Genomic DNA, 26,741 nt, shown 5'->3' on the forward strand with positions numbered 1-26,741 from the left:
GGCTTCGAAGAAGTTTTCGATTAGCATTATTGGGTGCCTAAAGCCTTAGCTGAAGAAACCGCCATCGAACCCACCTCCGTCACCGAGCCCTCCACCGGCATCGTGCAGCGCCACGACCTGTCACGGCTGGTGGTGAAGGGCGCCCGCGAACACAACCTGCGGAACGTGGACCTGGACCTGCCGCGCGATGCGATGATCGTCTTCACCGGCCTGTCAGGCTCGGGCAAGTCCTCGCTGGCGTTCGACACGATCTTCGCCGAAGGCCAGCGCCGCTACGTTGAATCGCTCTCCGCGTACGCCCGCCAGTTCCTCGGCCAGGTGGACAAGCCGGACGTCGACTTCATCGAAGGCCTGTCACCGGCCGTTTCCATCGACCAGAAGTCCACCAGCAAGAACCCGCGCTCCACCGTTGGCACCATCACCGAGATCTACGACTACATGCGCCTTCTTTGGGCACGCGTGGGCCGGCCGCACTGCCCAGTCTGCGGCGAGCCCGTTGCCAAGCAGACACCGCAGCAGATCGTCGACCAGCTGCTCGAGCTGGACGAAGGCACCCGCTTCCAGGTCCTTGCCCCGGTGGTGCGCGGGCGCAAGGGCGAGTTCGTGGACCTCTTCAAGGAACTCAGCGCCAAGGGCTACTCCCGGGCGCGGGTGGACGGCGACCTCATCCAGCTGAGCGATCCGCCCAAGCTGGGCAAGCAGTTCAAGCACACCATCGAGGTGGTGGTGGACCGGCTGGTGGTCAAGGAGGGCATCAGCCAGCGGCTCACGGACTCCATCGAAACCGCGCTGGGGCTGGCTGAGGGCCGCGTCCTGGCGGAGTTCGTGGACCTTGAAGCAGATGATCCCGGACGCATCCGCGCGTTCTCCGAGAACCTCGCCTGCCCAAATGAGCATCCGCTGGCCATCGACGAGATCGAGCCCCGGTCCTTCTCCTTCAACAACCCCTTCGGCGCGTGCGCGGCCTGCAGCGGCATCGGCACCAAGCTCGAAGTGGACGAGGAATTGATCGTTCCGAACCCGGAGCTCTCGCTGTCCGAGGGCGCCATTGCCCCCTGGTCGATGGGAACTGCCACCACCGAATACTGGAACCGGCTCCTCGAGGGCCTGGCGAAGGAACTCGGATTCTCGATGGACACCCCGTGGGAGAAACTGGGCAAGGACGTCCGCCAGACCGTCCTGCACGGCAAGGACCACAAAGTGGTGGTTCAGTACCGCAACCGCTTCGGCCGGGAACGCAAGTACAGCACCGGATTCGAAGGTGCCATCCAGTACGTTCACCGCAAGCACGGCGAAACCGACTCCGACTGGGCACGCGACCGGTATGAGGAGTACATGCGGCAGATTCCCTGCCCTGCCTGCAACGGTGCGCGCCTGAATCCTGCGTCCCTGTCCGTGCTCATCAACGGCAAGTCTATTGCCGAAGTTGCTGCCCTTCCAATGCGTGACTGCGCCGCGTTCCTGGACAACCTCGTCCTGACCGGCCGCGAAGCCCAGATCGCGCACCAGGTCCTCAAGGAAATCCAGGCGCGCCTGACGTTCCTCCTGGACGTTGGGCTGGAGTACCTGAACCTCGAGCGCCCGTCCGCCACGCTGTCGGGCGGCGAGGCGCAGCGCATCCGGCTGGCCACCCAGATCGGTTCCGGCCTGGTGGGCGTGCTCTATGTCCTGGACGAGCCGTCCATCGGCCTGCACCAGCGCGACAACCGGCGGCTCATCGACACCCTCACCCGGCTCCGCGACATGGGCAACACCCTGATCGTGGTGGAGCACGACGAGGACACCATCCACGTCGCCGACTGGATCGTCGACATCGGACCCGGCGCCGGTGAGCACGGCGGCCAGGTGGTGCACTCCGGTTCCTACAAGGAGCTCCTGGAGAACACCGCGTCCCTGACCGGCGACTACCTGTCCGGACGCAAGAGCATCGATGTTCCCAAGAAGCGGCGCAAATACGACAAGAAGCGCGAGCTCAAGGTGGTGGGTGCCCGCGAGAACAACCTCAACAACGTTGACGCGGCATTCCCGCTGGGGCTCTTTACCGCGGTGACCGGGGTGAGCGGTTCCGGCAAATCCACCCTGGTGAACGAGATCCTGTACAAGGTGCTGGCCAACAAGCTCAACGGCGCCAAGCAGGTGGCAGGACGCCACAAGACCGTCCAGGGCCTTGAGCACCTGGACAAGGTGGTCCACGTGGACCAGAGCCCCATCGGGCGCACCCCGCGCTCCAACCCCGCCACCTACACGGGCGTTTTCGACAACATCCGCAAGCTCTTCGCCGAGACCACTGAAGCCAAGGTCCGCGGCTACCTTCCCGGCCGGTTCTCCTTCAACGTCAAGGGCGGGCGCTGCGAGGCCTGCTCCGGCGACGGCACACTCAAGATCGAGATGAACTTCCTGCCGGACGTCTACGTCCCCTGCGAGGTCTGCCACGGGGCCCGGTACAACCGGGAAACTCTGGAGGTGCACTACAAGGGCAAGACCATCGCCGAGGTCCTCAACATGCCCATCGAGGAGGCCGCGGAATTCTTCGCTGCGTTCTCGCCCATCGCACGGCACCTGAACACCCTGGTGGACGTGGGCCTGGGCTACGTCAGGCTCGGCCAGCCGGCCACCACCCTCTCCGGCGGTGAGGCGCAGCGCGTCAAGCTGGCGGCAGAGCTGCAGAAGCGGTCCAACGGCCGGAGCGTGTACGTGCTGGATGAACCCACCACGGGCCTGCACTTCGAGGACATCCGCAAGCTGCTGCTGGTCCTGCAGGGCCTGGTGGACAAGGGCAACACCGTTATCACCATCGAGCACAACCTGGACGTCATCAAAAGCGCGGACTGGATCGTGGACCTCGGCCCGGACGGCGGGTCCGGCGGCGGGCAGATTGTCGCCACCGGCACGCCGGAGCAGGTGGCAACGTCCACCACCAGCCATACGGCCACGTTCCTCGCCGAAATCCTGGGCTAGAGCGGGAGAAATATTCCGCTGCGGGAATGCGAGTTTCAGGCACTGCTGCTGACGTGAGAAACTAACCCGGTGACTTCAACAACAGTGCCCGTGATCTTTGACCTGGACGGCACTCTTGTCGATCCGGCCGGTGGAATAACAGAAGGAATTGCAGCGGCCCTCACCGCGGTGGGGCTTCCCGTTCCCGGCCAGGACCTGCTCGAAGCCATGATCGGCCCCAAGCTCAGCGATTCACTGCTCAACGTGGCACAGGTGCCCGCCCGCCATCTGGACGAGGTCATCCGCCGGTACCGCGAGCACTATGTGGCCACCGGCATCGCCCAAAGCCGGCTGTACCCGGGCGTCCGCGAAGTTTTGGAGTCCTTCGCGGCCGCCGGGAAGCCGGTGGCCGTGGCCACGCAGAAACCGCAGAACCTTGCCCGAAAGGTCCTGGCGCACCACGGTATTGACGGGCTGTTCCTCACCATCCGTGGCTCGGCCGACGACGAGACGGCCATCGAAGGCGTGCCGATGGGAAAGACGGAAATCATCGCCGCCGCCCTCGAGGACCTGGACACCCGGCACGCCCTGATGGTGGGGGACCGCGCCCAGGACGTCTCCGGAGCCATTGCCAACGGACTCGACTGCATCGGCGTTGCCTGGGGATTCGCCCCCGACGGCGAACTGGAGAATGCCGGTTCCGTGGCGGTCGTGCACACGGCCGAAGAACTGGTGAAGGTCATCGACCGGCTGCAGGCCATCCACAGTGCAGCAATGAGCGAGGTGACAAACGATGGAAATGTTTGAAGCGGTCCGCTGGACCACGCGGAGCCTGATCGCCGGCACCTGCCGGCCTACCGTCGTCGGCATTGAAAACGTCCCCACCGACGGCCCCTTCATCGTGGCACCCAACCACCTGTCCTTCTTCGACAGCGTCATCGTCCAGGCCCTGATGCCGCGGCCGGTGGCTTTCTTCGCCAAGGCCGAGTACTTCACCACAGGCGGGATCAAAGGCAAGGTCATGAAGGCCTTCTTCGAGTCCGTGGGCTCCATTCCCGTGGAGCGCGGCGAGCAGGCAGCGAGTGTCCAGGCCCTCAAGACCCTCCTGGATATCCTCGAGTCCGGCCGCGGCATTGGCATCTACCCCGAGGGCACGCGCTCCCGGGACGGCATCCTCTACCGCGGACGCACCGGGGTGGGCTGGCTTGCGCTGACCACCGGGGCGCCGGTAATCCCCGTGGGCCTGGTCGGCACGGAGAACCTGCAGCGCGCCGGCGAGAAAGGCGTGCGGCCCCAGCACTTCACCATGAAGGTGGGGGAGCCGCTGTACTTCGACAAGACCGGCCCGGACCACTCGCTGCCGGCCCGGCGCGAGGTCACGGACCGGATCATGGATGCCATCGCGGAACTCAGCGGCCAGGAACGGTCCACCAGCTACAACCAGAGCAAAGCGGTCGACTAGTCCGACGGTACGGCAGCCGGGTTCTGCCGAAGCTGGCAATGCCAGCGGGTATGGCTCAGTAGAATGGATAAGTGGCAAATCCAGCAAGTTACCGGCCCAGGACGGGTGAAATCCCCACCAACCCGGGGGTGTACCGGTTCCGCGACCCCCACGGCCGGGTCATCTACGTCGGCAAGGCCAAAAGCCTCCGTTCCCGGCTGAACTCCTACTTCGCCAACCCGGCGGGGCTGCTGCCCAAGACCTACGCCATGGTCCATGCGGCCAGCAGCGTGGAGTGGACGGTGGTGGGCAGTGAGCTGGAGTCGCTGCAGCTGGAATACACCTGGATCAAGGAATTCAAGCCCCGGTTCAACGTGGTGTTCCGGGATGACAAAACGTACCCCTACCTTGCCGTGACCATGGGGGAGAAGTACCCGCGGGTCCAGGTCATGCGGGGCGACAAGAAGAAGGGCACCCGCTACTTCGGTCCGTACACCGCGGGCGCCATCAGGGAAACCATGGACACCCTGCTCCGGGTGTTCCCGGTCCGCAGCTGCAGCGCAGGGGTGTTCAAGCGCGCCGAAGCCACCGGCCGGCCCTGCCTCCTTGGCTACATCGATAAATGCTCGGCCCCGTGCGTAAGCCGCATCTCGCCTGAGGACCACCGCTCCCTGGCCGAGGACTTTTGCGCCTTCATGGGCGGCGAGGCCAAGCGCTTCATCGCCAAGCTGGAAAGGCAGATGGCGGACGCCGTCGGCGAGCTTGACTACGAGCATGCCGCCAGGATCCGGGACGACATTGCCGCCCTCCGCAAAGTCTTCGAACGCAATGCGGTGGTGCTCTCGGAGGACACCGACGCGGACATCTTCGCGCTCCACGAAGACGAGCTCGAGGCCGCGGTACAGGTGTTCCACGTCCGCGGCGGCAGGATCCGCGGCCAGCGCGGCTGGGTGGTCGAGAAGGTGGAGGACTTCACCACGCCGGACCTCGTGGAGCACCTCCTGCAGCAGGTCTACGGCAACGACGGCGACAGCCACGGCAGGCTGCCCCGCGAGGTGCTGGTACCCGTGGAGCCCAGCAACGCCGGGGAACTGGCGGAATGGCTCGGCGGAATCCGGGGCGCCAAAGTGGACATCCGGGTACCGCAGCGCGGCGACAAGGCCGCCCTCATGACCACCGTCCGTGAAAACGCCGAACATGCACTGAAGCTGCACAAGACGCGCAGGGCGGGGGACCTCACGGTCCGTTCGCAGGCCCTTCAGGAACTCCAGGAAGCGCTGGACCTGCCGGTGCCGCTGCTGCGGATCGAGTGCTTCGACGTCTCCCACGTCCAGGGAACCAATGTGGTGGCCTCCATGGTGGTGGTGGAGGACGGCCTGCCAAAGAAATCCGACTACCGGAAGTTTTCCGTCACCGGGCCCGCGGCCGCCGATGACACCGCCGCCATGCACGACGTCCTCACCCGGCGGTTCCGCCACTACCTGCAGGACAAGTCGGCCCAGGTGGACGAATCATTGCTGGCCCCCGATCCGGGAGAAGCGGAACAGCCGGGGCCCGGGCAGCAAGAGGCGCCCCTGGACAGCACCGTGCAGGACAGCACGCTCCAGGACAGTGCCTTGCAGGACACCACCACGCCCGCCCCGCGGGCCAAGTTCGCCTATCCGCCCAACCTGGTGGTGGTCGACGGCGGCAAGCCGCAGGTCAACGCCGCCGCCCGGGCCCTCGCGGACCTCGGCATCGACGATGTGTACGTGGTGGGCCTCGCCAAGCGCCTCGAAGAGGTCTGGCTGCCGGACAGCGACTTCCCCGTGATCCTTCCCCGGACGTCACAGGGGCTGTACCTGCTGCAGCGCATCCGTGACGAAGCCCACCGCTTCGCCATCACGTTCCACCGGCAGAAGCGCGGCAAGGCGATGACGGTATCGGCGCTGGACGGAGTTCCCGGGCTGGGCGCGTCCAAGCGCAAGGCGCTGCTGGCCCACTTCGGGTCCGTCAAGGGGGTCAAGGCTGCCTCCGCCGAAGAGCTCTCGCAGGCCAAGGGCATTGGCCCCGCGCTGGCCAGCGCCATTGTGAACCACTTCTCCACGGGCGACCGGGCGGCGGCAACGGTGCCCGCCATCAACATGTCCACCGGCGAAATCATCGAAACTTAGCTAGGGTAAGGGGCGGGGTTTGCGCCGGGTGCGTCCCTGAATGGCAACAACAGAAACGGGGCGGACTTAATGGCAGACACGACGGCGGAATCCGGAGCCGGGCAGGACGGGATGCAGCCCGTCAAGCCGCTCGAAGCGGAGCTGCTGGTGGTCACCGGAATGTCCGGAGCCGGCCGGAGCACCGCCGCCGACGCGCTGGAGGACCACGGCTGGTACGTGGTGGAGAACCTGCCGCCGCAGATGCTGGGCACCCTGGCCGAGCTCGTCTCCCACGCCCCCCAGTCCATCCCGCGGCTCGCCGTCGTGATCGACGTCCGCAGCAAGGGGCTCTTCGCTGATATCCGCGCCGCCCTCGGGGCCCTCGCCGCCAGCGGCGTCACTTTCCGGGTCCTGTTCCTGGACGCCAGCGACAACGTCCTGGTCCGCCGCTTCGAACAGGGACGCCGGCCGCATCCGCTGCAGGGCGGCGGCCGCATCCTGGACGGCATCGCCGCCGAACGCGAGCTGCTGCAGGAACTGCGCGACAGCTCCGACGTCGTCCTGGACACGTCCGGGTACAACGTCCACGGGCTGGCCACAGCCATCACGGAACTCTTCAGCGAAACCGGCCCGGTGGCGCTCCGGCTGAACATCATGAGCTTCGGCTTCAAGTACGGCCTGCCCGTCGACGCCAACTACGTGGCAGACGTCCGGTTCATCCCCAACCCGCACTGGGTTCCGCAGCTGCGCCCGCACACCGGCTGGACAAGGACGTCAGCGACTATGTGCTGGAGGCGGAAGGCGTCAAGAACTTCGTCGACCGGTACGTTATGGCCCTGGAGCCCGTCCTGGACGGATACCGCCGCGAAAACAAGCACTACGCCACCATTGCCGTGGGCTGCACCGGCGGGAAACACCGCTCGGTTGCGGTCGCCGTCGAACTGTCCAAGAAACTCGCCCAATACCCCCGGGTCACCGTGACCACCACGCACCGGGATCTGGGCCGCGAATAATGGCGCTGTTCACCGGCGCGCTGCCGCTGGTTCCGCCTGCGTCCGGAACCGGAGCCAGCCAGCACGACAAAGGTCCCAACGTTGTCGCGCTCGGCGGCGGCCACGGCCTCTCCGCCTCCCTTTCGGCGCTGCGCCTCCTCACGTCCGAACTGACCGCCGTCGTGACGGTGGCGGACGACGGCGGATCATCCGGGCGCCTGCGCGAAGAGTACGGCGTCCTCCCGCCCGGGGACCTGCGGATGGCCCTGTCCGCGCTCTGCGACGACACGGACTGGGGCCGGACCTGGCGCGACGTGATGCAGCACCGCTTCCGCCCCGGCAAGGGCCCGGGCGGTTCGCTGGACGAGCACGCCATGGGGAACCTGCTGATCGTCACCCTGTGGGAACTGCTGGGGGACACGGTGGCCGGGCTGAAGTGGGCCGGTGCGCTGCTGGGCGCACGCGGCCAGGTCCTTCCCATGTCCACCGAGCCACTGACCATCGAAGGGGACGTCCGGGTCACCGCGCCGGACGGCGCCTCCGCCCTGCAGACCATCCGCGGGCAGGCGCGCTGCGCCGTGGCGGGCTCGCTGGAACACGTCCGGCTCCTGCCTGAGGCTGCCCCTGCCTGCACCGAAGCGCTCACGGCGATCGAACTGGCCGACTGGGTCATCCTGGGCCCGGGCTCCTGGTACACCTCAGTGCTGCCGCACCTGCTGCTGCCGGAAATGCGCCAGGCGCTCTGCAGCACCCCGGCCAAACGCTGCCTCACCATGAACCTCGCCACGGACACCAAGGAGACGTCGGGCATGACGGCCGCAGACCATCTCGACGTGCTGCGGCGCTACGCCCCGGAGTTCACAGTGGACGTTGTCCTGGCCGATCCCGCGTCGGTGCCGGACCGGCAGGAATTCGAGCAGGCCGCCGCGATGATCGGGGCCGAGGTTGTCTTGGGTAAAGTAGGGGCGTCGGGACGCCGGCCCGTCCACGATCCCCTGCGTCTGGCGACGGCGTACCAGGACATTTTTGGGAACAGTTAGGAAGGTGCCATGGCACTGACAGCATCGGTCAAGGAAGAACTGTCCCGTCTGGACATCAAAAAGTCATCGGTGCGCAAGGCCGAAGTCTCAGCAATGCTCCGCTTTGCCGGCGGGCTGCACATCATCTCCGGCCGGATCGTCATCGAAGCCGAAGTGGACCTGGCATCCACGGCCCGGCGCCTGCGCGCCGCTATCGCCGAGGTCTACGGGCACCAGAGCGAAATCATCGTCGTATCCGCCGGGGGACTGCGCCGCGCCAGCCGCTACGTGGTCCGCGTGGTGCGCGACGGCGAAGCGCTGGCCCGGCAGACCGGCCTCCTGGACGGCCGCGGCCGGCCTGTGCGCGGGCTGCCCTCCGCCGTCGTCAACGGGTCCGCCGCGGATGCCGAAGCGGTGTGGCGGGGCGCGTTCCTTGCCCACGGCTCGCTCACCGAGCCCGGCCGGTCCTCCTCGCTGGAGGTCACCTGCCCCGGCCCGGAATCCGCCCTGGCACTGGTGGGGGCTGCGCGCCGGCTGGACATCCAGGCCAAGGCGCGGGAAGTCCGCGGCGTGGACCGCGTGGTCATCCGCGACGGCGATACCATCGCCGCGCTCCTCACCCGGATGGGTGCCCACGATGCGCTGATGGTCTGGGAGGAGCGGCGCATGCGCAAGGAAGTCCGCGCCACCGCCAACCGCCTTGCCAACTTCGACGACGCCAACCTGCGCCGCTCGGCCCAGGCTGCGGTGGCCGCCGGTGCCCGTGTGGAGCGTGCCCTCGAGATCCTGGGCGACGACGTCCCCGAGCACCTGAAGTACGCCGGTGAGCTGCGCGTGGCCCACAAACAGGCCAGCCTGGATGAACTGGGCCGCCTGGCCGACCCGGTCATGACCAAGGACGCGATCGCCGGACGCATCCGCCGCCTCCTGGCCATGGCGGACAAGCGCGCCGCTGACCTCGGCATTCCCGGTACGGACGCCAATGTGACGCCCGAAATGCTGGACGAGTGACCGACCCATAGAATCAAAAAGATTCCGGGCGCCAGCCGCCCGGATGCACAATCCGAGAGTTACCAACCGGACCGAGCGTCCACGATATTGGAGGATTTTGTGACCGAGTACGTATTGCCGGAACTCAGCTACGACTACGCCGCCCTTGAACCGCACATCTCCGCGCGGATCATGGAGCTGCACCACAGCAAGCACCACGCCGCCTACGTTGCTGGCGCCAACAACGCCCTGGCCCAGCTGGCCGAAGCCCGCGAGAAGGGCGACTTCGCCAACATCAACAGGCTCTCCAAGGACCTCGCGTTCCACACCGGCGGGCACATCAACCACTCCGTCTTCTGGAACAACCTGTCCCCGGACGGCGGCGACAAGCCCGAGGGTGAGCTGGCTGCCGCCATCGACGACGCCTTCGGCTCCTTCGACGCCTTCCGCGCCCAGTTCTCCGCAGCCGCACTCGGCCTGCAGGGTTCGGGCTGGGGCTTCCTGGCCTACGAGCCCATCGGTGGCAACCTGGTCATCGAGCAGCTCTACGACCAGCAGGGCAACACGGCACTGGGCACCACCCCGCTGCTGATGCTCGACATGTGGGAGCACGCCTTCTACCTGGACTACGTCAACGTCAAGGCCGACTACGTCAAGGCGTTCTGGAACATCGTGAACTGGGCCGACGTCGCCAAGCGCTTCGAAGCAGCACGCACGAACGCCACGGGACTCATCACCCTCCCGTAGTGACCTGCGCTACACGCGCTTGTTACAAACTTCACATTCGGACTTAAATGGGCCGCGATGTGGACCGTCCGCCCCCGCACTTGCGGGGGCGGACCCAGTTAAACGTAAGATAGGTCACGGAAGGCGGTTAGCTTCAGCAATGAGGCTGGTCGCCCTCCGTATGTAAATCATCTCTGCCCAATGGCGTGCGGGATCTGTTAGTTGGCTTGAACGCCCGCTCAACTAGTAGTGCTTCTAAAAGCACCAAGGAGACTGAAAAAGTGACGACCCGTATTGGTATTAACGGCTTTGGCCGCATCGGCCGCAACTACTTCCGCGCAGCACTTGCACAGGGCGCGGACCTCGAGATCGTAGCCGTCAACGACCTCACCAGCCCCGAGGCCCTGGCGCACCTGTTCAAGTACGATTCCGTGGGCGGCCGCCTGAAGGAAACCATCGAGGTCAAGGACGGCAACATCGTCGTCAACGGCAACGTCGTCAAGGTCCTCGCAGAGCGCGATCCCGCCAAGCTTCCCTGGGGCGAGCTGGGCGTGGACATCGTCATCGAGTCCACCGGATTCTTCACCAAGGCCGCCGACGCGCAGAAGCACATCGACGCCGGCGCCAAGAAGGTCCTGATCTCCGCTCCGGCTTCGGACGAGGACATCACCATCGTCATGGGTGTCAACCACAACCTGTACGACAACGCCACCCACAACATCATTTCCAACGCATCCTGCACCACCAACTGCCTGGGCCCGCTGGCCAAGGTGGTCAACGATGAATTCGGCATCGAGCGTGGCCTCATGACCACGGTCCACGCCTACACCGCCGACCAGAACCTGCAGGACGGCCCGCACAAGGACCTGCGCCGCGCCCGCGCCGCCGCCATCAACATGGTGCCCACATCCACCGGTGCCGCCAAGGCCATCGGCCTGGTCCTCCCGGAGCTGAAGGGCAAGCTGGACGGCTACGCCATCCGCGTTCCCGTGCCCACCGGTTCCGCCACCGACCTCACCGTCACCGTCTCCCGCGAGACCACCGTGGAGGAAGTCAACGCCGCCCTCAAGCGCGCTGCGGAGTCCGAGGAACTGCAGGGCTTCCTGACCTACACGGAGGAGCCCATCGTGTCCTCCGACATCGTCGGAGACCCCGCATCGTCCATCTTCGACGCCGGACTGACCAAGGTCATCGGCAACCAGGTCAAGGTTGTTTCCTGGTATGACAACGAATGGGGCTACTCGAACCGCCTCGTCGACCTTACGGAGCTTGTCGCGTCCAAGCTGGGCTAGGGTTAGACACATGACATCACACACCCTCAACGAACTTCTCGCTGAAGGTGTCCGCGGGCGGTACATTCTGGTTCGTAGTGACCTGAATGTGCCGCTCGACGGCTCTACAGTCACTGACGACGGCCGCATCAAGGCCTCACTTCCAGTGCTGTCAAAGCTCACGGACGCCGGTGCCCGCGTGCTGGTAACAGCCCACCTTGGCCGCCCCAAGCGCCCCCGAGGATAAGTACTCCCTCCGCCCCGCAGTGGACCGCCTGGCCGAACTTGCCGGCTTCAAGGTCACCCTGGCAGGGGACACCGTCGGCAGTTCCGCCAAGGAAGCCGCGGCGTCGCTGCAGGACGGCGAAGCCCTGGTCCTGGAGAACGTCCGGTTCGACGCCCGCGAAACCAGCAAGGACGACGCCGAGCGCGGCGCCTTCGCTGACGAGCTGGTGGCCCTGACCGGTGACAACGGCGCCTACGTGGATGACGCATTCGGCGCCGTGCACCGCAAGCACGCCAGCGTCTACGACGTCGCCACCCGGCTTCCGTCCTACCTGGGCGACCTGGTGCACACCGAGGTGGAGGTCCTGCGCAAGCTCACGGCCGACACCCAGCGTCCCTACGTTGTGGTGCTCGGCGGATCCAAGGTCTCGGACAAGCTTGCGGTCATCGACAACCTGATCGGCAAGGCTGACACTATCCTGGTGGGCGGCGGCATGCTGTTCACGTTCCTCGCAGCGGCGGGTCACAAGGTGGCTTCCAGCCTGCTCGAGGAGGACCAGATTCCCGTGGTCCAGGACTACCTGAAGCGCGCCTCGGACGCCGGAACTGAATTCGTGGTGCCCACCGACGTCGTGGTGGCGGAGAAGTTCGCGGCTGACGCTGCGCATGAGACCGTCGCCGCGGACGCCATCGAGGACAGCAGCTTCGGCGCCCAGGGCATTGGCCTGGACATCGGCCCGGACTCGGCCGCTGCCTTCGCCAGCCGGATCAAGGGAGCCAAGACGGTCTTCTGGAACGGCCCGATGGGGGTCTTCGAATTCGAAGCGTTCTCCGCCGGAACCCGCGCCATTGCCCAGGCCCTCACCGAAACCGAAGCGTTCACGGTGGTGGGCGGCGGCGACTCCGCGGCTGCCGTCCGCACCCTCGGGTTCGCAGATGACCAGTTCGGCCACATCTCAACCGGCGGCGGCGCCAGCTGGAGTACCTCGAAGGCAAGGAACTTCCCGGCCTCAGCGTCCTGGACCGCTAGGCAGTACCCACCTTCCAGTCCTCAGGCCGGCAGGTTGCCCGCGCGGCAGCCTGCCGGCCGATCACTTATCAAGACTTTTTGGAGATTACGTGACTTCGTCTACGAACGGCGCTTTCGACCGCAAGCCCTTCATCGCGGGCAACTGGAAAATGAACATGGACCACGTGCAGGGCATTACCCTCCTGCAGAAGCTGGCCTGGACCTTTCAGATGCCAAGCACGACTACAGCCGCGTCGAGGTAGCTGTCTTCCCGCCGTTCACCGACCTCCGCGGTGTTCAGACGCTGGTCCAGGGCGACGACCTGGACATCGCCTACGGGGGCCAGGACCTGTCGCAGTTCGATTCCGGCGCCTACACCGGGGACATCTCCGGCCAGTTCCTCAACAAGCTCGGGTGCAAGTACGTGCTGGTGGGCCACAGCGAACGGCGTACCATCCACAACGAATCCGACGACGTCCTCAACGCCAAGGTCAAAGCCGCCTTCAAGCATGGCGTCACGCCCGTCCTGTGCGTCGGGGAGGGCCTGGAGGTCCGCCAGGCCGGCACGCACGTGAACCACACGCTGGAGCAGCTGCGCGCCGGCGTCGCGGGCCTGACCAGCGAGCAGGCAGCAGAGCTCGTCGTTGCCTACGAGCCGTCTGGGCCATTGGCACCGGTGAAGTTGCCGGACCGGAGGACGCACAGGAGATGTGCGCCGCCATCCGCGCCGAGCTGGCCTCGCTGTTCGATGCCGATGTCGCTGCCAAGACCCGCCTGCTCTACGGCGGATCGGTCAAGGCCAACAACGCCGCCGCCATCCTGAAGGAGCGCGACGTCGACGGCCTGCTGGTGGGTGGCGCAAGCCTCGATCCTGCCGAGTTTGCTAATATTGTCAGGTTCGAGAGTCACCTGGTGGCGGACTAGTCCGTCCCGCAGCGCACGCTCCCGCAATCCCAACTTCCTGAAAGGCCGTCGTGGACGTTCTTCATGTCATCCTGCAGATCCTCCTGGGCATCACCAGCCTCCTGCTGACGCTGCTCATCCTTCTCCACAAGGGACGGGGCGGCGGTCTGTCGGACATGTTCGGCGGCGGAATGAGTTCGGGCCTGAGCTCCTCCGGCGTGGCCGAGCGGAACCTGAACAGGTTCACCGTGATCCTGGGCGTCACCTGGGGCATCGTCATCATCGCCCTAGGCCTGATCATGCGGTTCAGCGGCGGCGACTCCTGATTCTCTTCGGCTGAGGCGCACCGGCGGGCACTCCCGTCCGGCGGATCTGCCTACTAAACTGTGGCTGTCGGTTCCCGACAGCCACAGTTTTGTTTAAGCCAGGCATTTCGAGGCAGGAGTTCCGGTGGTCCATCCAGCATCAGGCTTCCGCGGTACCCGTGCAGGCGTCACCGCAGGATCCGGTTCCAGCCTCCAGTCCGGCGAGGACCACGGCGCCCCCCTGCCGCGGATCAAAGTGTCCTACTGGTGCGCCAAGGGCCACGAAACGCAGCCCGTCTTCCTTAAGCTGCCGGAAGACCAGATCCCGGTGGTGTGGGACTGCCGGAGGTGCGGGGCGCCCGCCACCCGGGACGGCCATGCGGAGGCAGCGGCCGATGCGCTGGACGATGGCTACAAGAGCCATCTTGAGTACGTTAAAGAAAGACGCTCCGGCCAGGACGCCGAAGACGTCCTGGCGGGAGCGCTGGAAAAGCTACGCGCCCGCGGCATCCTTTCGGACGAGCTGCTGCGGGACACGTGACGCGGCGTTCTCGTCGATAAGCCAGAGGGTCCGGGACCTTCCCCGCGGCCCTGCGGCGGGAACCTGCACGGGGTTGGCCCCGGCGAGGGCCAGGCCGACCGCACCCGCCTTGTCCTCGCCTGCGACCACCATCCACACCTCCGCTGCCGTGTTAATGGCCGGCAGTGTCAGTGACACGCGCAGGGGCGGCGGTTTGGGGGAGTTGCGGACTCCGACAACCGTCCGTTGCTTTTCCCGGATCCCTGCCTGCTCGGGGAAGAGCGAAGCTACATGGGCGTCAGGCCCCACGCCGAGCAGCACCACGTCGAGCCGGGGCAGCGCCGCCGGGTGTTCGGGCCGGTCATCGGACATGTCAGCCGCATGTTCGGCTGCCGCAGCCTCCCGCAGCCGCCGTGCGTAGTCCTCTGCGGCCTCCTCGGGTGTCTCGAAGTCGTCGGAGGAACCGGGCTGGTGGACGCGCTGCGGGTCGACCGGGATACGCGAGAGCAGGGCGTCAAACGCCTGCTTCGTGTTCCGGTCGGGATCCGCTGAACCGACGAAACGTTCGTCGCCCCACCAGAAGTTCACCCTGGACCAGTCGACGGCGGGCGCCGCCGGAGAGTCAGCTACAGCCTTCAGCGTGCCGATGCCCACCGTGCCTCCGGTGAGCACCACGGTGGCCTCACCGTGTTTGTCCTGCACATCCACGAGCTTGGTGATGAGCCGGGCCGCAATGGCCGCCATCAGGACGGATGAATCAGGATGGACGCTTACTCTGGGCTCAACGCTCACTGGGACGGACGCTCCTTAGATTGGTACGTGGCAGTCCAATAGTAATCACTTCGCCAAACACTTCGTCGGGGTCGAGCCGGCGGAGTTCTTCGGCGAGGCAGTCGCGGAGGCTGCGGCGTGGCAGGGAGATCCGTTGGGCGGGCTGGCCTGGCTGGGTGAGCTCGGCGACCGAAAGCCCGGGGCGGAACAGCTGCACATCGCCGCCGGGGCGGCTGAGGCGCACCCGGCGGATCCCGGTTCCCGCGGGGTCGGCCACGATGGTGACCGGGGCATCCAGGGTGAGGGTGAGCCAGGCGGCCAGCAGGATGGTGCTGGGTGAATCCGAGGCACCCTCGACGGCGACCGCGGTCACCGGGGAGGTGTCCACCTCGTCCAGCGCCGCGGCGAGCTGGATCCGCCAGTTGGTCAGGCGGGTCCAGGCGAGGTCGGTGTCGCCTGCCTTGTAGGTGGAACGGATGTTCTCCAGCGCGGCCTGGGGGTCGGGCTCGTTCGCCGAGTCGGTGATCCGGCGGTGCGCGATCCGGCCGATGGAGGTTTCGCACGCGTTCTCCGGCGCACCGTGCGGCCACCACGCCACGATCGGGGCGTCAGGGAGCAGCAGCGCGGCCACCAGGGACTCGGACTCGTGGGCGAGCTGGCCGTAGCCGCGCAGCACGATCACCTCCGAGGCGCCGGCGTCCCCGCCCACCCGGATTTGCGCGTCCAGCCGGTCCGCGTGCTCCTTTCCGGCGTCGGCGAGAACGATGATCCGGCAGGGGTGTTCCCGGCTGGCGTCGTTCGCGGCCTCGATCGCTTCCTCTTCGAGTCCGGACTTCGTGACCACGACGAGGGTCAGGACCCGGCCCAGGGCGATCACGCCACCCTGCTCGCGCAGGGCCATGATCTTCTTGGAGACGTTCGAGGTGGTGGTATCGGGCAGGTCAACGATCATGGCCTTCTCCAGGTTCGTCCGTCACGGGCCAGCAACTCATCCGCGGACGCGGGGCCCCAGCTGCCGGGGGCGTAGGGCTCGGGCTGCTCTTTGAGTGAGGCCCAGTAGTCCTCGAACGGGTCGAGGATCTTCCAGGACAGCTCCACTTCCTCGTGCCGCGGGAACAGCGGCGGCTCGCCGAGCAGCACATCCAGGATGAGCCTTTCGTAGGCTTCGGGGGAGGACTCGGTGAAGGAGTGCCCGTACCCGAAGTCCATGGTCACGTCCCGGACTTCCATCTGGGTGCCGGGGACCTTGGACCCGAACCGGATCGTGGCACCTTCGTCGGGCTGGACCCGGATCACGACGGCGTTCTGACCGAAGTCATCGTCCGTGTGGTCACGGAACAGCAGGTTGGGGGCGCGCTTGAACACCACCGCGATCTCCGTCACCCGCCGCCCCAGGCGCTTCCCGGCGCGCAGGTAGAACGGCACCCCGGCCCAGCGCCTGGTGTGGATGTCCACCCGGATCGCCGCGTAGGTTTCCGTGGTCGAGTCCGCGGGGATGCCTTCTTCCTCCAGGTAGCCCTGGACCTGCTCCCCGCCCTGCCAGCCGCCGGTAAACTGCCCCCGCGCCGAGTGCGTTGACAAGTCCTCCGGAAGCTTGACCGCGGCGAGGACCTTTTCCTTCTCCGCGCGCAGGTCATCGGCGTTGAAGGAGATGGGCTCCTCCATCGCAGTCAGCGCCAACAGCTGCAGCAGGTGGTTCTGGATGACGTCGCGGGCAGCACCCACGCCGTCGTAATACCCCGCCCGGCCCCCGGTGCCGATATCCTCGGCCATCGTGATCTGGACATGGTCCACGTAGTTCGCGTTCCACAACGGCTCGAACAGCTGGTTCGCGAACCGCAGCGCCAGGATGTTCTGGACCGTTTCCTTGCCCAGGTAGTGGTCGATCCGGAACACAGCATCCGCGGGGAACACGGACTCCACGATGTCGTTGAGCTTCCGGGCCGATTCCAGGTCATGCCCGAACGGCTTCTCGATCACCACGCGGCGCCACTTGTCCCCGTCGGCCTGCGCCAGCCCGTGCTTGGACAGTTGCCGGCAGACCTGCTCGAACGCCTTCGGCGGGATCGAGAGGTAGAACGCGTGGTTCCCGCGGGTGCCGCGGACATCATCGAGTTCCTTGACCGTGTCACCGAGCCGCTGGAACGCGGCGTCGTCGTCGAACTCGCCCTGCACGAACCGGATGCCCTCGGCAAGCTGGTTCCACACCGCCTCGTCGAACGGCGTGCGTGCGTACGACTGCACCGAGGACTTCACCTGGGCGGCGAAATCCTCATCGCTCCATTCACGGCGCCCGAAGCCCACCAGCGCGAAGCTCGGCGGCAGCAACCCGCGGTTGGCAAGGTCATACACCGCCGGCATCAGCTTCTTCCGGGCAAGGTCACCCGTCACCCCAAACAAAACAAGCGACGACGGACCGGCAATCCGGTTCAAACGGCGGTCCCGCGGATCGCGGAGCGGATTCCGCCCCCGGCCCGCGGCCTTCCTGCCGTATTCAGTTTCTGGCATAGTGCTTGTGCGCCTTTAGCTTTCGGTTGCGGATGCGCGGGCGGAGAGCGCTGCGATGATGTCTTGCAGCTGCGCCACGCCGGCGGCACGGTTGGTCAGGTGCAGGCGGAGGACGGGGCGGCCGTGTCCTTCCAGGACCTGCGCATCGCCCGCAGCCTGCGCGGAGATCAGCTCGCCGAACGTGAAGGGCCGGTCCGGGATGGACAGGTCTTCAGCCGGGGACGCCGTCACCTGGAGGAACACACCGATGGCGGGACCGCCCTTGTGGAACTGTCCGGTGGAGTGCAGGAAGCGCGGTCCCCAGCCGAAGGTCACGGGCCGGCCGGTGGCTGCCGCGAGCTCGTCGCGGATGCCTTCCAGTTCCGCGAAGGCCAGGCGGTCGAAGTAGGCCTGGACGCTGAGGTAGCTGTCCGGGGACAGCGTGCCCAGCAAAGCCTTCACGGCACCTTCGGCGGTGGCTGCGTCACCGAGCCAGTCGCCGCCGCGGACCTCGATGGCGCCGTCGACAAACGCCGCGGGCGTGGGTTCGGGCTGTGCGTCCAGCAGGCCGCGGGCAGCGACCTTGGCTGCCTCAACGTCCGGCTGGTCGAACGGGTTGATGCCGAGAAGACGGCCAGCGACGGCCGTGGCGAACTCCCACACCATCATCTGCGTGGCCAGGCCGCCTGCGATGGCCACCTGGTTTTCGCCGAGTTCGACGTCGGCGTCCGCGTTCACCAGGCGCACCACCAGGACGTCCGGCGCGCCGTGGCTGACCTCGGGGGAGGCGGGGCCTGCAACAACCGGCAGGACACCCGTGCCCAGCTTGCCCGTGGATTCCGCGATGAGCTGCTCGGCCCAGTCGGCGAATCCGACGATGCCGGATCCGTCCTCGGCAATCACGATCTTGTTGCGCAGCGGGGTGGTGCCGCCCAGCGCGGCGCCGAGCGCCAGTCCGATGTTCTCCGGTGCATCCTCGTTGAGGATTTCCGCAGCCTCCTCGGCTTCATCAAGGAAGGCCTGGATGTCCACGCCGGCCAGGCCCGAAGGCACCAGGCCGAAGGCGGTCAGCGCCGAGAAACGGCCGCCCACGTTGGGGTCGGCGTTGAACACGGCGCGGTAGCCAGCCTCACGGGAAGCCTTGTCCAGCGGGGAACCCGGATCGGTGACGATGATGATCCGGCTCGCGGCGTCGACGCCGGCGTCGTTGAACGCCTTCTCGAACACGCGGCGCTGGGAATCCGTTTCCACGGTGGAGCCCGACTTGGACGAGACCACAATCGCGGTCTCGGCCAGCCGGTCTGCCAGGGCAGCACGGACCTGGTCCGGGTCCGTGCTGTCCAGCACTGTCAGCTCGACGCCGGCGGTACCGGCAATGACCTCGGGTGCCAGCGAGGATCCGCCCATACCGCAGAGTACGATGCGGGTTACACCCTCGGACCGAAGGGCGTCACGGAGTTCCAGGATGTCCTTCACGAGGGGCTGGGAGACGGTGGCCGCCTCCACCCAGCCAAGCCGGATCGCTGACTCGGACTCGGCGTCCGCACCCCACAAGGTGTGGTCCTTGGCGAAGATCCGGGTGGCAATCCGGTCCGCCACCAGGGCGGGAATGTGCTGCTCGAGTGCCTGCTGTGCTGCGCCGGTGGCGTCGTAGCTGAGAGTGCTCATATGGGACTAGGAAGCCTTCCGTGCTGAGGCGAGGGCACCTTCGACGTCGGCCAGGAGTTCCTTCCAGCTGGCCACGAACTTGTCCAGGCCTTCGGATTCCAGGATTGCGACGACGTCGTTGTAGGACACGCCGAGGTTCTCCAGGGCATCGAGGGTGGCGTTGGCTTCGGCGTAGGTGCCGCTGATGGTGTTCCCGGTGACCACGCCGTGGTCGAATGTGGCGTCCAGGGTCTTCTCGGGCATGGTGTTGACCACGCCGGGGGCGACGAGTTCTGTGACGTAGAGGGTGTCCGGGTAGGCCGGGTCCTTCACGCCGGTGGAGGCCCACAGCGGCCGCTGCGGGCGGGCGCCGGACTCTGCCAGCAGGGCCCAGCGTTCGGTGGCGAAGAGCTCTTCGTAGACCTGGTAGGCGAGGCGGGCGTTGGCGACCCCGGCCTTGCCCTTGAGGGCGAGGGCTTCCTCGGTGCCGATGGCGGTCAGGCGCTTGTCGATCTCGGTGTCCACGCGGGAGACGAAGAAGGAGGCCACGGAGTGGATCCTGGAGAGGTCGTGGCCGTTTTCCTTGGCCTGTTCCAGGCCTGACTGGAAGGCGTTGATGACGGCGCGGTAGCGCTCCAGGGAGAAGATCAGGGTCACGTTGACGCTGATGCCCTCGGCCAGGGTGGCGGTGATCGCCTCGAGGCCTTCCAGGGTGGCGGGGATCTTGATCAGGACGTTGTCCTTGTTGACCTTCTTGAACAGGTGCTTGGCCTCGGCGATGGTGCCCGCGGTGTCCCAGGCCAGGCGGGGGTCCACCTCGATGGAGACGCGGCCGTCCACGCCGTTGGTGGCTGCTGCCACGGGGGCGAAGAGGTCGCAGGCGTCGGCGACGTCGGTGGTGGTGATTTCGAAGATGGTGTCTTCGATGCTGGCGCCGGCGGCGGCCTGCTCGGCGATGGTCGCGTCGTAGTCGGTGCCGGAGGTGATGGCGGCGTGGAAGATGGACGGGTTGGTGGTCACGCCAACCACGTTCTTCTCTTCGATGAGCTTGGCCAGGGTGCCCGTTTCCAGGCGTCCGCGGGACAGGTCGTCAAGCCAGATGGAAACTCCGGCGTCGGAGAGCTGCTGGGTGGGAGTAGTCATGATGGTTTATCTCCTCAAGTGTTCTGGGTTTAGGCCTGGAGGCCGGCGAGGGAGTCCTTGGCAGCGGCGGCGACTGCCTCCGCGGTGATGCCGAACTCCTGGAAGAGGCGCTTGTAGTCGGCGGAAGCGCCGTAGTGTTCGAGGCTGATGGAGCGGCCGGCGTCGCCGACGAATTCCTTCCAGCCAAGGGCAAGTCCTGCTTCAACGGACACGCGGGCCTTGACGGCGGCGGGCAGGACGGATTCGCGGTAGGCGGCGTCCTGCTTGTTGAACCATTCAACGCAGGGCATGGACACGACGCGGGCGGCGATGCCTTCGGCCTGCAGGGTCTCGCGGGCCTTGACGGCAAGCTGCACCTCGGAGCCGGTGGCGATCAGGATCACGTCGGCCGGGACGGTGGCGCCGTCCTTGGACGCTTCGGCCAGGACGTAGCCGCCCTTGGCAACACCGGCGGTGGAGCCGAAGGTGTCACCGTCAGCTGCGCCCTCGCCGCGTTCCCAGGTGGGGATGTTCTGGCGGGTCAGGACGATGCCGGCAGGGTTGTCGTGGTTTTCCAGCATGGTCTTCCACGCCGCTGCCACTTCGTTGGCGTCACCGGGGCGGACCACGTCCAGGCCCACGATGGCGCGCAGGGAGGCGAGCTGTTCCACTGGCTGGTGGGTGGGGCCGTCCTCGCCCAAGCCGATGGAGTCGTGCGTCCACACGTACAGGGACGGGACACCCATCAGGGCACCCAGGCGGATGGCCGGCCGCTGGTAGTCGCTGAAGATCAGGAAGGTGCCGGAGAAGGCGCGGGTGCGGCCGTGCAGGCTGATGCCGTTCACGATCGACGCGGCGGCGTGCTCGCGGATGCCGAAGTGCAGGACCCGGCCGTACGGGTTGCCGGACCAGGCGTCCGTCTGCTTGGACGCCGGGACGAACGACGGCGACCCTTCAATGGTGGTGTTGTTGGACTCGGCGAGGTCGGCGGAGCCGCCCCAGAGTTCGGGCAGGACCGGGCCGAGGGCGTTCAGGACCTTGCCGGACGCGGCGCGGGTGGAGACGTCCTTGCCGGCAGGGAAGACCGGCAGGGCCTCGTCCACTCCGGCCGGAAGTTCCTTGGCCTCGATGCGCTGCAGCAGCGCGGCGGCCTCGGTGTTGGCGGCCTGCCAGGCGTTGAAGGACTCTTCCCATTCCTTGCGGGCAGCGGCGCCGCGGTCCACCACGGAACGGGCGTGGGCCAGGACTTCCTGGTCAACCTCGAAGGACTTGGCGGGGTCGAAGCCCAGCACCGACTTGAGTGCTGCGACTTCCTCGGCACCCAGGGCGGAACCGTGGATCTTGCCGGTGTTCTGCTTCTTCGGCGCGGGGTAGCCGATGATGGTGCGCAGCGAGACGATGGACGGCTTGGAGGTCTCGGCCTTCGCAGCAAGCAGTGCGGAGTAGAGCTCCTGGACGTCTTCCTTGTACTCGCCGGTCTTGGTCCAGTCGACGCGCTGGACGTGCCAGCCGTAGGCCTCGTAGCGTTTCAGGACGTCCTCGGTAAAGGCGATGTCGGTGTCGTCCTCGATGGAGATGTGGTTCTCGTCGTAGATGACAACGAGGTTGCCGAGCTCCTGGTGGCCGGCCAGCGAGGAAGCCTCGGCCGTGACGCCTTCCTGGAGGTCGCCGTCGGACGCGATGACCCAGATGGTGTGGTCGAACGGGCTGGTGCCCGGGGCGGCGTCGGCGTCGAACAGGCCGCGCTGGCGGCGCTGTGAGTAGGCGAAGCCCACCGAGGAGGCCAGGCCCTGGCCCAGCGGGCCGGTGGTGATTTCCACGCCGGCGGTGTGCTTGTACTCAGGGTGGCCCGGGGTCAGCGAGCCCCAGGTCCGCAGTGCCTTCAGGTCATCGAGCTCCAGGCCGTACCCGTTCAGGAACAGCTGGATGTACAGCGTCAGCGACGTGTGGCCGGGGGAGAGGACGAACCGGTCACGGCCGATCCAGTCAGGATCCCGGGGATCGTGGCGCATCAGCTTCTGGAACAGCAGGTAAGCGGCCGGAGCCAGGCTCATCGCAGTGCCAGGGTGGCCGTTGCCAACCTTCTCCACGGCATCGGCGGCCAGCACGCGGACAGTGTCCACCGCGCGCTGGTCCAGGTCGGTCCAAGTCAGTTCTTGCTCTTCCAAATGTGGCACGAAAACCGGGCCCCTCTCTGTGCTGATGGCAGGCGGCACACCGGGTCCGAATAAAGGCACGCTGTGTGGCGCCCGCTGCGGTGTGTACCAGCCGTTCACCATCGAAACGTTGATCTCTCACTCAGCCACTGGCCAGCTATGGGAATGCGTTTTCCACCGCTTTCCTGCTGCGTGCTGATCTGGTGACAGCTTAGCTCTATTCCATACTCCGGGCGGCGCAAATCTCAGGATTTGGACGCAATTTCCCCTTTTATGAATCAGCCTTAAGTGAGCTTGAGTTAATCTGCTCGAATTGGCACCCGAGCGATCAAGTGCGCATATCAGGGGGCAGGTGGGAGGGTGGCGGCACGGTATGATATTCGGAGGCCAATGCCGGGCAGCGGACCTTTCCAGCCGTCCGTAGCTGCACCGCCAGACACAACTGCCACACAGAACGGGTGACTGCCACCGTGAGCACAACAGATACGCCGCTGAACGCATCCCGGGCATCAGGTGCCGGGTTTGCCCGTAAAGCCAAGGCGTATCTCGCCCTCACCAAACCCCGGGTTATCGAACTGCTGCTGGTCAGCACGCTGCCCACCATGATCTATGCGGAGCGCGGCTTCCCCTCCATCGGGCTGATCCTGGCCACCCTGGTGGGCGGCGCGTTCGCGGCAGGCAGCGCCGGCGCGTTCAACTGCTACATCGACCGGGACATCGACAAACTGATGCACCGCACCGAAAACCGTCCGCTCGTGACCGGCGAGGTCACGCCGCGCGAGGCACTCGTGTTTTCGTGGGTCCTGGGAGCGGCGGCCATCGCCATCCTCTGGTTCGGTGCCAATCCGCTGTCCGCCTGGCTGGGCCTGGGCGCCATCTTCTTCTACGTGGTGATCTACACCATCATCCTCAAGCGCCGCACCGCCCAGAACATTGTCTGGGGCGGGGCCGCAGGCTGCTTCCCCGTGCTCATTGCCTGGGCGGCAGTCACCAACACCGTGGAATGGCCCGCCATCATCCTCTTCATGGTGATCTTCCTCTGGACGCCGCCGCACTACTGGCCGCTGTCCATGAAGTACGGCGAGGACTACCGCAACGCCAACGTGCCCATGCTGGGTGCCATCGCGGGTGCCAAGGTGGTCTCCGTGCAGGTGGTCCTCTACGCATGGGCCATGGTGGCCTGCTCGCTCCTCCTGGTCCCGGCCGGCGGCGCCGGGTGGGTCTACACCGCAACAGCCACCCTGGCCGGCGCGTGGTTCCTGTACGAATCGCACTCCCTGTACAGCCAGGCCCAGCGCGAAGAGATCTCCGGAAAGCGGGCCATGAAGGTCTTCCACGGTTCCATCAGCTATCTCACCCTGCTGTTCATCGCCCTGGCCGTGGATCCGTTCGTAGGCCCCGCGGTCATGGCAGCCGGCTAAGCAGCCCCGCCCTCCTCAACGCCCGCGCACTTATGGCGGCCCCAACGCCAACGCCCGCTCACTCGTCATGCCGGATAGGCAAATAGGTGAGCGGGCGTTCGGTTAAAGCAGCATCATGTGAGCTGGCGTTTCGGGTTTGGCCACCAAAAGTGAGCGAGCGTCCCGGGACATCCAGGCAATCCGTTACCGCTTGCGCTTCGCGCTGCGCAGGTTATTGACAGATTTGTCATGTTGATCACTTTCCGAGTCAGCAAGCGTGACATTCTGCCTACGCTGGGATCGATCCTGCCCGCGAGCAAAGGAAGATCCATGGCACAGGCATCCGGTCCATCAACCGTTCCGAGCCACAGTCCGCCCGGACCAGGCGCGTCCCGAAGATTCAAAAAACCGGCTTTCCTGGCACACCTGCGCGCCGACGTACCGGCGTCGCTGGTGGTGTTCCTCGTGGCCCTGCCTCTTAGCCTCGGCATTGCTGCCGCGTCCGGAGCCCCGATCATGGCCGGCCTCATTGCAGCCGCCGTGGGTGGCATCGTGGCCGGCAGCCTGGGCGGCTCGCCCCTGCAGGTGAGCGGGCCCGCCGCCGGACTGACGATCATCGTGGCGGGGCTGGTCCAGGAATTCGGCTGGCAGGTAACCTGCGCCATCACGGCCGCGGCAGGAGTCCTCCAGCTCCTGCTGGGCATCAGCCGCGTCGGCAGGGCGGCCCTTGCCGTCTCGCCGGTGGTGGTGAAGGCGATGCTCGCCGGAATCGGCATCACCATCATCCTCCAGCAGATCCACGTCCTGCTCGGCTCCCGGGCGGCCGGTTCGGCCCTGGAGAACCTGACTGCCCTTCCGGCGGCCATCACCAACCTTGAACTCCATGCCGCATTGCTGGGCCTCGCCGTCGTGGCCATCCTGCTGGTCTGGAAGCACCTGCCGCCGGCAGTGCGGCGGATTCCGGGACCGCTGGCCGCCGTCGCCGCCGGAACCGCCCTGTCCGTTGCGTTTGCGCCCGCCGTTGAGCGCATCTCCTTGTCCGGTTCGATTGTCGACGCCGTTGCGCTGCCGCAGCTGCCGGACGGCAACTGGCGTGCCGTCGCGTTTGCCGTGCTCTCGATGGCCCTGATCGCCAGCATCGAATCGCTGCTGTCCGCCGTCGCCGTCGACAAGATGCAGACAGGACCGCGTACCAACCTGAACCGGGAACTGATGGGCCAGGGAGCCGCCAACATTGTCTCCGGTTCCCTGGGCGGACTTCCCGTCACGGGCGTCATCGTCCGCAGCGCCACCAACGTGGAAGCCGGTGCCGCCACACGGACCTCGGCGGTCCTGCACGGTGTCTGGGTCCTGACCTTCTCGGCCCTCTTCGCCGGCCTCATCCAGCTCATACCCATGGCTGTCCTCGCCGGACTGCTCGTGGTGATCGGAGCCCGGCTGATCAAGGTGGCGGATATCCGCACCAGCCTCCGCACCGGGGATTTCCTGATCTACTCCGTCACGCTGCTCTGCGTCGTCTTCCTGAACCTGCTGGAGGGCGTCCTCATCGGGCTGGCGCTGGCCGCTGCCAGCGTGCTGTGGCGGGTGCTGCGCGCGTCCGTCCAGGCGCACCAGCCGGTGCCGCCGTCGGTCCTGTGGCGGATCACCATCAACGGGTCGTGCAGCTTCTTCGCCCTGCCGCGGCTGAACCGGGTGCTGCATTCGGTTCCGGAGCGCTTGGACGTCGTGGTGGAACTGAACGCCGACTACCTGGACCATGCCTTCCGTGAGGCAGTGCTCGCCTGGCGCCGCCAGTACGAGGCAGCCGGGGGCACCGTCCAGGTGGAGGAACACGGCAACAGCCTGTTCCGCGACGCGGCAGACCAGGCCCCCAAGCGCCAGGAAGCCAGCGAACTCCCGCTGCCGCCCAGGAACTCCTGGCAGGCGGGCGGGCCGGCACAGGACGCCGGACGGGACCCGCGGCGTTCGCTGCTGATGGGGATCAACAAGTACCACCGCCGCTTTGCGGACAAGGTCCGGCCCATGGTGCAGGACCTTGCGGACGGCCAAAACCCGGACGCGCTGTTCATCGCCTGCGTTGATTCGCGCGTGAACCCCAACCTGATCACCAGCAGCGGCCCGGGCGACCTGCTGACGCTGCGGAACATTGGCAACGTTGTGTGCCACGAAGGCCAGGATGCCTCGATCGATTCCGCTGGCCTTCGCCGTCAAAGGCCTGGGCGTAGAATCAATCGTGGTCTGCGGGCATTCGAACTGCGGGGCCATGAAGGCCGTCATCGCAGACGCCGGCGGCAACGCGGCCACGTCCCTCGGAGCCGGGTTTGACGCCTGGCTGGAACATGCGCGGCCAAGCTACCAGGAGCTGCGGGCAGGCCACCCGGTGGCGGTGGCTGCGGCCGAGGCCGGCTACGGCGAGGTGGACCAGCTGGGGATGGTCAACGTGGCGGTGCAGCTTGCCAAGCTGGAAACCCACCCGGTGATCGGTCCCGCCCTTGCACGGGGCGCCGTGCAGGCAACAGGCCTGTTCTACGACATTGCGACAGCGCGGGTGCTGCTGGTCACCACGGCCGGGATCGAGTACCTGGATGCTGCCCGTGCAGCGGAGCTGGCAAACGCCGGGCCGGTGCGTTGACCCAGGTGGATTAGCCGGTCCATGAAGAGAAGCGCCCCGGTTCCTCGGAACCGGGG

At 66.5% G+C, this 26,741-nt stretch carries 17 protein-coding genes and 4 pseudogenes; 15 read left to right on the forward strand and 6 right to left on the reverse strand.

The features are described from left to right. Positions 1–33: 33 nt before the first annotated feature. The 13 genes and pseudogenes from uvrA (at position 34) to G205_RS08645 (ending at position 14,491) form a co-directional block, all read left to right on the forward strand. Positions 34–2,958 (forward strand): excinuclease ABC subunit UvrA, encoded by a 2,925-nt coding sequence (uvrA, locus tag G205_RS08580; RefSeq protein ID WP_009357649.1) that lies wholly within the window; start codon positions 34–36, stop codon positions 2,956–2,958. 69 nt (positions 2,959–3,027) lie between these two features. Further along, positions 3,028–3,744, forward strand: coding sequence for an HAD hydrolase-like protein (locus G205_RS08585; protein WP_035752539.1), 717 nt, complete (start codon positions 3,028–3,030; stop codon positions 3,742–3,744). Continuing rightward, a complete protein-coding gene (locus G205_RS08590; protein WP_009357651.1) occupies positions 3,731–4,399 on the forward strand; it encodes a lysophospholipid acyltransferase family protein in 669 nt (222 codons plus the stop codon). Before G205_RS08585 ends, G205_RS08590 begins: the two co-directional genes overlap by 14 nt. A gap of 71 nt (positions 4,400–4,470) precedes the next feature. After that, positions 4,471–6,531: an excinuclease ABC subunit UvrC gene (uvrC, locus tag G205_RS08595; RefSeq protein WP_009357652.1), complete on the forward strand. Its 2,061-nt coding sequence runs from the start codon at positions 4,471–4,473 to the stop codon at positions 6,529–6,531. Between the two features lie 195 nt (positions 6,532–6,726). Beyond that, a pseudogene (gene rapZ / locus G205_RS08600) lies at positions 6,727–7,523 on the forward strand (RNase adapter RapZ). Next, a complete protein-coding gene (locus G205_RS08605; RefSeq protein WP_009357653.1) occupies positions 7,523–8,542 on the forward strand; it encodes a gluconeogenesis factor YvcK family protein in 1,020 nt (339 codons plus the stop codon). The pseudogene rapZ and the gene G205_RS08605 overlap by 1 nt, the downstream one beginning before the upstream one ends. A gap of 9 nt (positions 8,543–8,551) precedes the next feature. After that, positions 8,552–9,532, forward strand: a complete 981-nt coding sequence (gene whiA, locus G205_RS08610) for a DNA-binding protein WhiA (RefSeq protein ID WP_009357654.1) — start codon at positions 8,552–8,554, stop codon at positions 9,530–9,532. A gap of 99 nt (positions 9,533–9,631) precedes the next feature. Beyond that, entirely contained in the window at positions 9,632–10,258 is a 627-nt protein-coding gene (locus tag G205_RS08615; RefSeq protein WP_009357655.1) for a superoxide dismutase, read from the forward strand. A gap of 260 nt (positions 10,259–10,518) precedes the next feature. Further along, positions 10,519–11,529, forward strand: coding sequence for a type I glyceraldehyde-3-phosphate dehydrogenase (gap, locus tag G205_RS08620; RefSeq protein ID WP_009357656.1), 1,011 nt, complete (start codon positions 10,519–10,521; stop codon positions 11,527–11,529). Between the two features lie 10 nt (positions 11,530–11,539). Next, positions 11,540–12,763, forward strand: a pseudogene (locus G205_RS08625) (phosphoglycerate kinase). A gap of 89 nt (positions 12,764–12,852) precedes the next feature. Continuing rightward, a pseudogene (tpiA, locus tag G205_RS21045) lies at positions 12,853–13,666 on the forward strand (triose-phosphate isomerase). A 50-nt stretch (positions 13,667–13,716) separates the two neighbouring features. Further along, positions 13,717–13,971, forward strand: a complete 255-nt coding sequence (gene secG / locus G205_RS08640) for a preprotein translocase subunit SecG (protein ID WP_009357659.1) — start codon at positions 13,717–13,719, stop codon at positions 13,969–13,971. 124 nt (positions 13,972–14,095) lie between these two features. Continuing rightward, complete coding sequence (locus G205_RS08645) at positions 14,096–14,491, forward strand: RNA polymerase-binding protein RbpA (protein ID WP_009357660.1); 396 nt, start codon at positions 14,096–14,098, stop codon at positions 14,489–14,491. Here G205_RS08645 and pgl read toward each other — a convergent pair. Genes pgl through tkt form a run of 6 tightly spaced genes read right to left on the reverse strand, consistent with a single transcriptional unit; the run spans position 14,444 to position 22,665 of the window. After that, positions 14,444–15,262, reverse strand: a complete 819-nt coding sequence (gene pgl / locus G205_RS08650) for a 6-phosphogluconolactonase (protein ID WP_009357661.1) — start codon at positions 15,260–15,262, stop codon at positions 14,444–14,446. The genes G205_RS08645 and pgl overlap by 48 nt on opposite strands. Continuing rightward, positions 15,252–16,193: a glucose-6-phosphate dehydrogenase assembly protein OpcA gene (locus G205_RS08655; protein WP_009357662.1), complete on the reverse strand. Its 942-nt coding sequence runs from the start codon at positions 16,191–16,193 to the stop codon at positions 15,252–15,254. Before G205_RS08655 ends, pgl begins: the two co-directional genes overlap by 11 nt. Continuing rightward, positions 16,190–17,749 (reverse strand): glucose-6-phosphate dehydrogenase, encoded by a 1,560-nt coding sequence (gene zwf / locus G205_RS08660; RefSeq protein WP_009357663.1) that lies wholly within the window; start codon positions 17,747–17,749, stop codon positions 16,190–16,192. Before zwf ends, G205_RS08655 begins: the two co-directional genes overlap by 4 nt. 15 nt (positions 17,750–17,764) lie before the next feature. Next, a complete protein-coding gene (locus G205_RS08665) occupies positions 17,765–19,396 on the reverse strand; it encodes a glucose-6-phosphate isomerase (RefSeq protein WP_009357664.1) in 1,632 nt (543 codons plus the stop codon). A 6-nt stretch (positions 19,397–19,402) separates the two neighbouring features. After that, positions 19,403–20,518 (reverse strand): transaldolase, encoded by a 1,116-nt coding sequence (gene tal, locus G205_RS08670; RefSeq protein WP_009357665.1) that lies wholly within the window; start codon positions 20,516–20,518, stop codon positions 19,403–19,405. A 29-nt stretch (positions 20,519–20,547) separates the two neighbouring features. Then, complete coding sequence (tkt, locus tag G205_RS08675; protein WP_009357666.1) at positions 20,548–22,665, reverse strand: transketolase; 2,118 nt, start codon at positions 22,663–22,665, stop codon at positions 20,548–20,550. Between the two features lie 446 nt (positions 22,666–23,111). Here tkt and G205_RS08680 point away from each other — a divergent pair, with 446 nt between their 5' ends. After that, on the forward strand, positions 23,112–24,074 hold the full coding sequence (locus G205_RS08680; RefSeq protein ID WP_009357667.1) for a heme o synthase: 963 nt from the start codon (positions 23,112–23,114) through the stop codon (positions 24,072–24,074). A 309-nt stretch (positions 24,075–24,383) separates the two neighbouring features. Next, positions 24,384–26,685: pseudogene (locus tag G205_RS08685) on the forward strand (SulP family inorganic anion transporter). The last annotated feature ends 56 nt before the right edge of the window (positions 26,686–26,741 follow it).

Origin of the sequence: Arthrobacter nitrophenolicus, from assembly GCF_000332815.1 — a bacterium.
In the GTDB taxonomy this organism is placed as follows: Bacteria; Actinomycetota; Actinomycetes; order Actinomycetales; family Micrococcaceae; genus Arthrobacter; species Arthrobacter nitrophenolicus.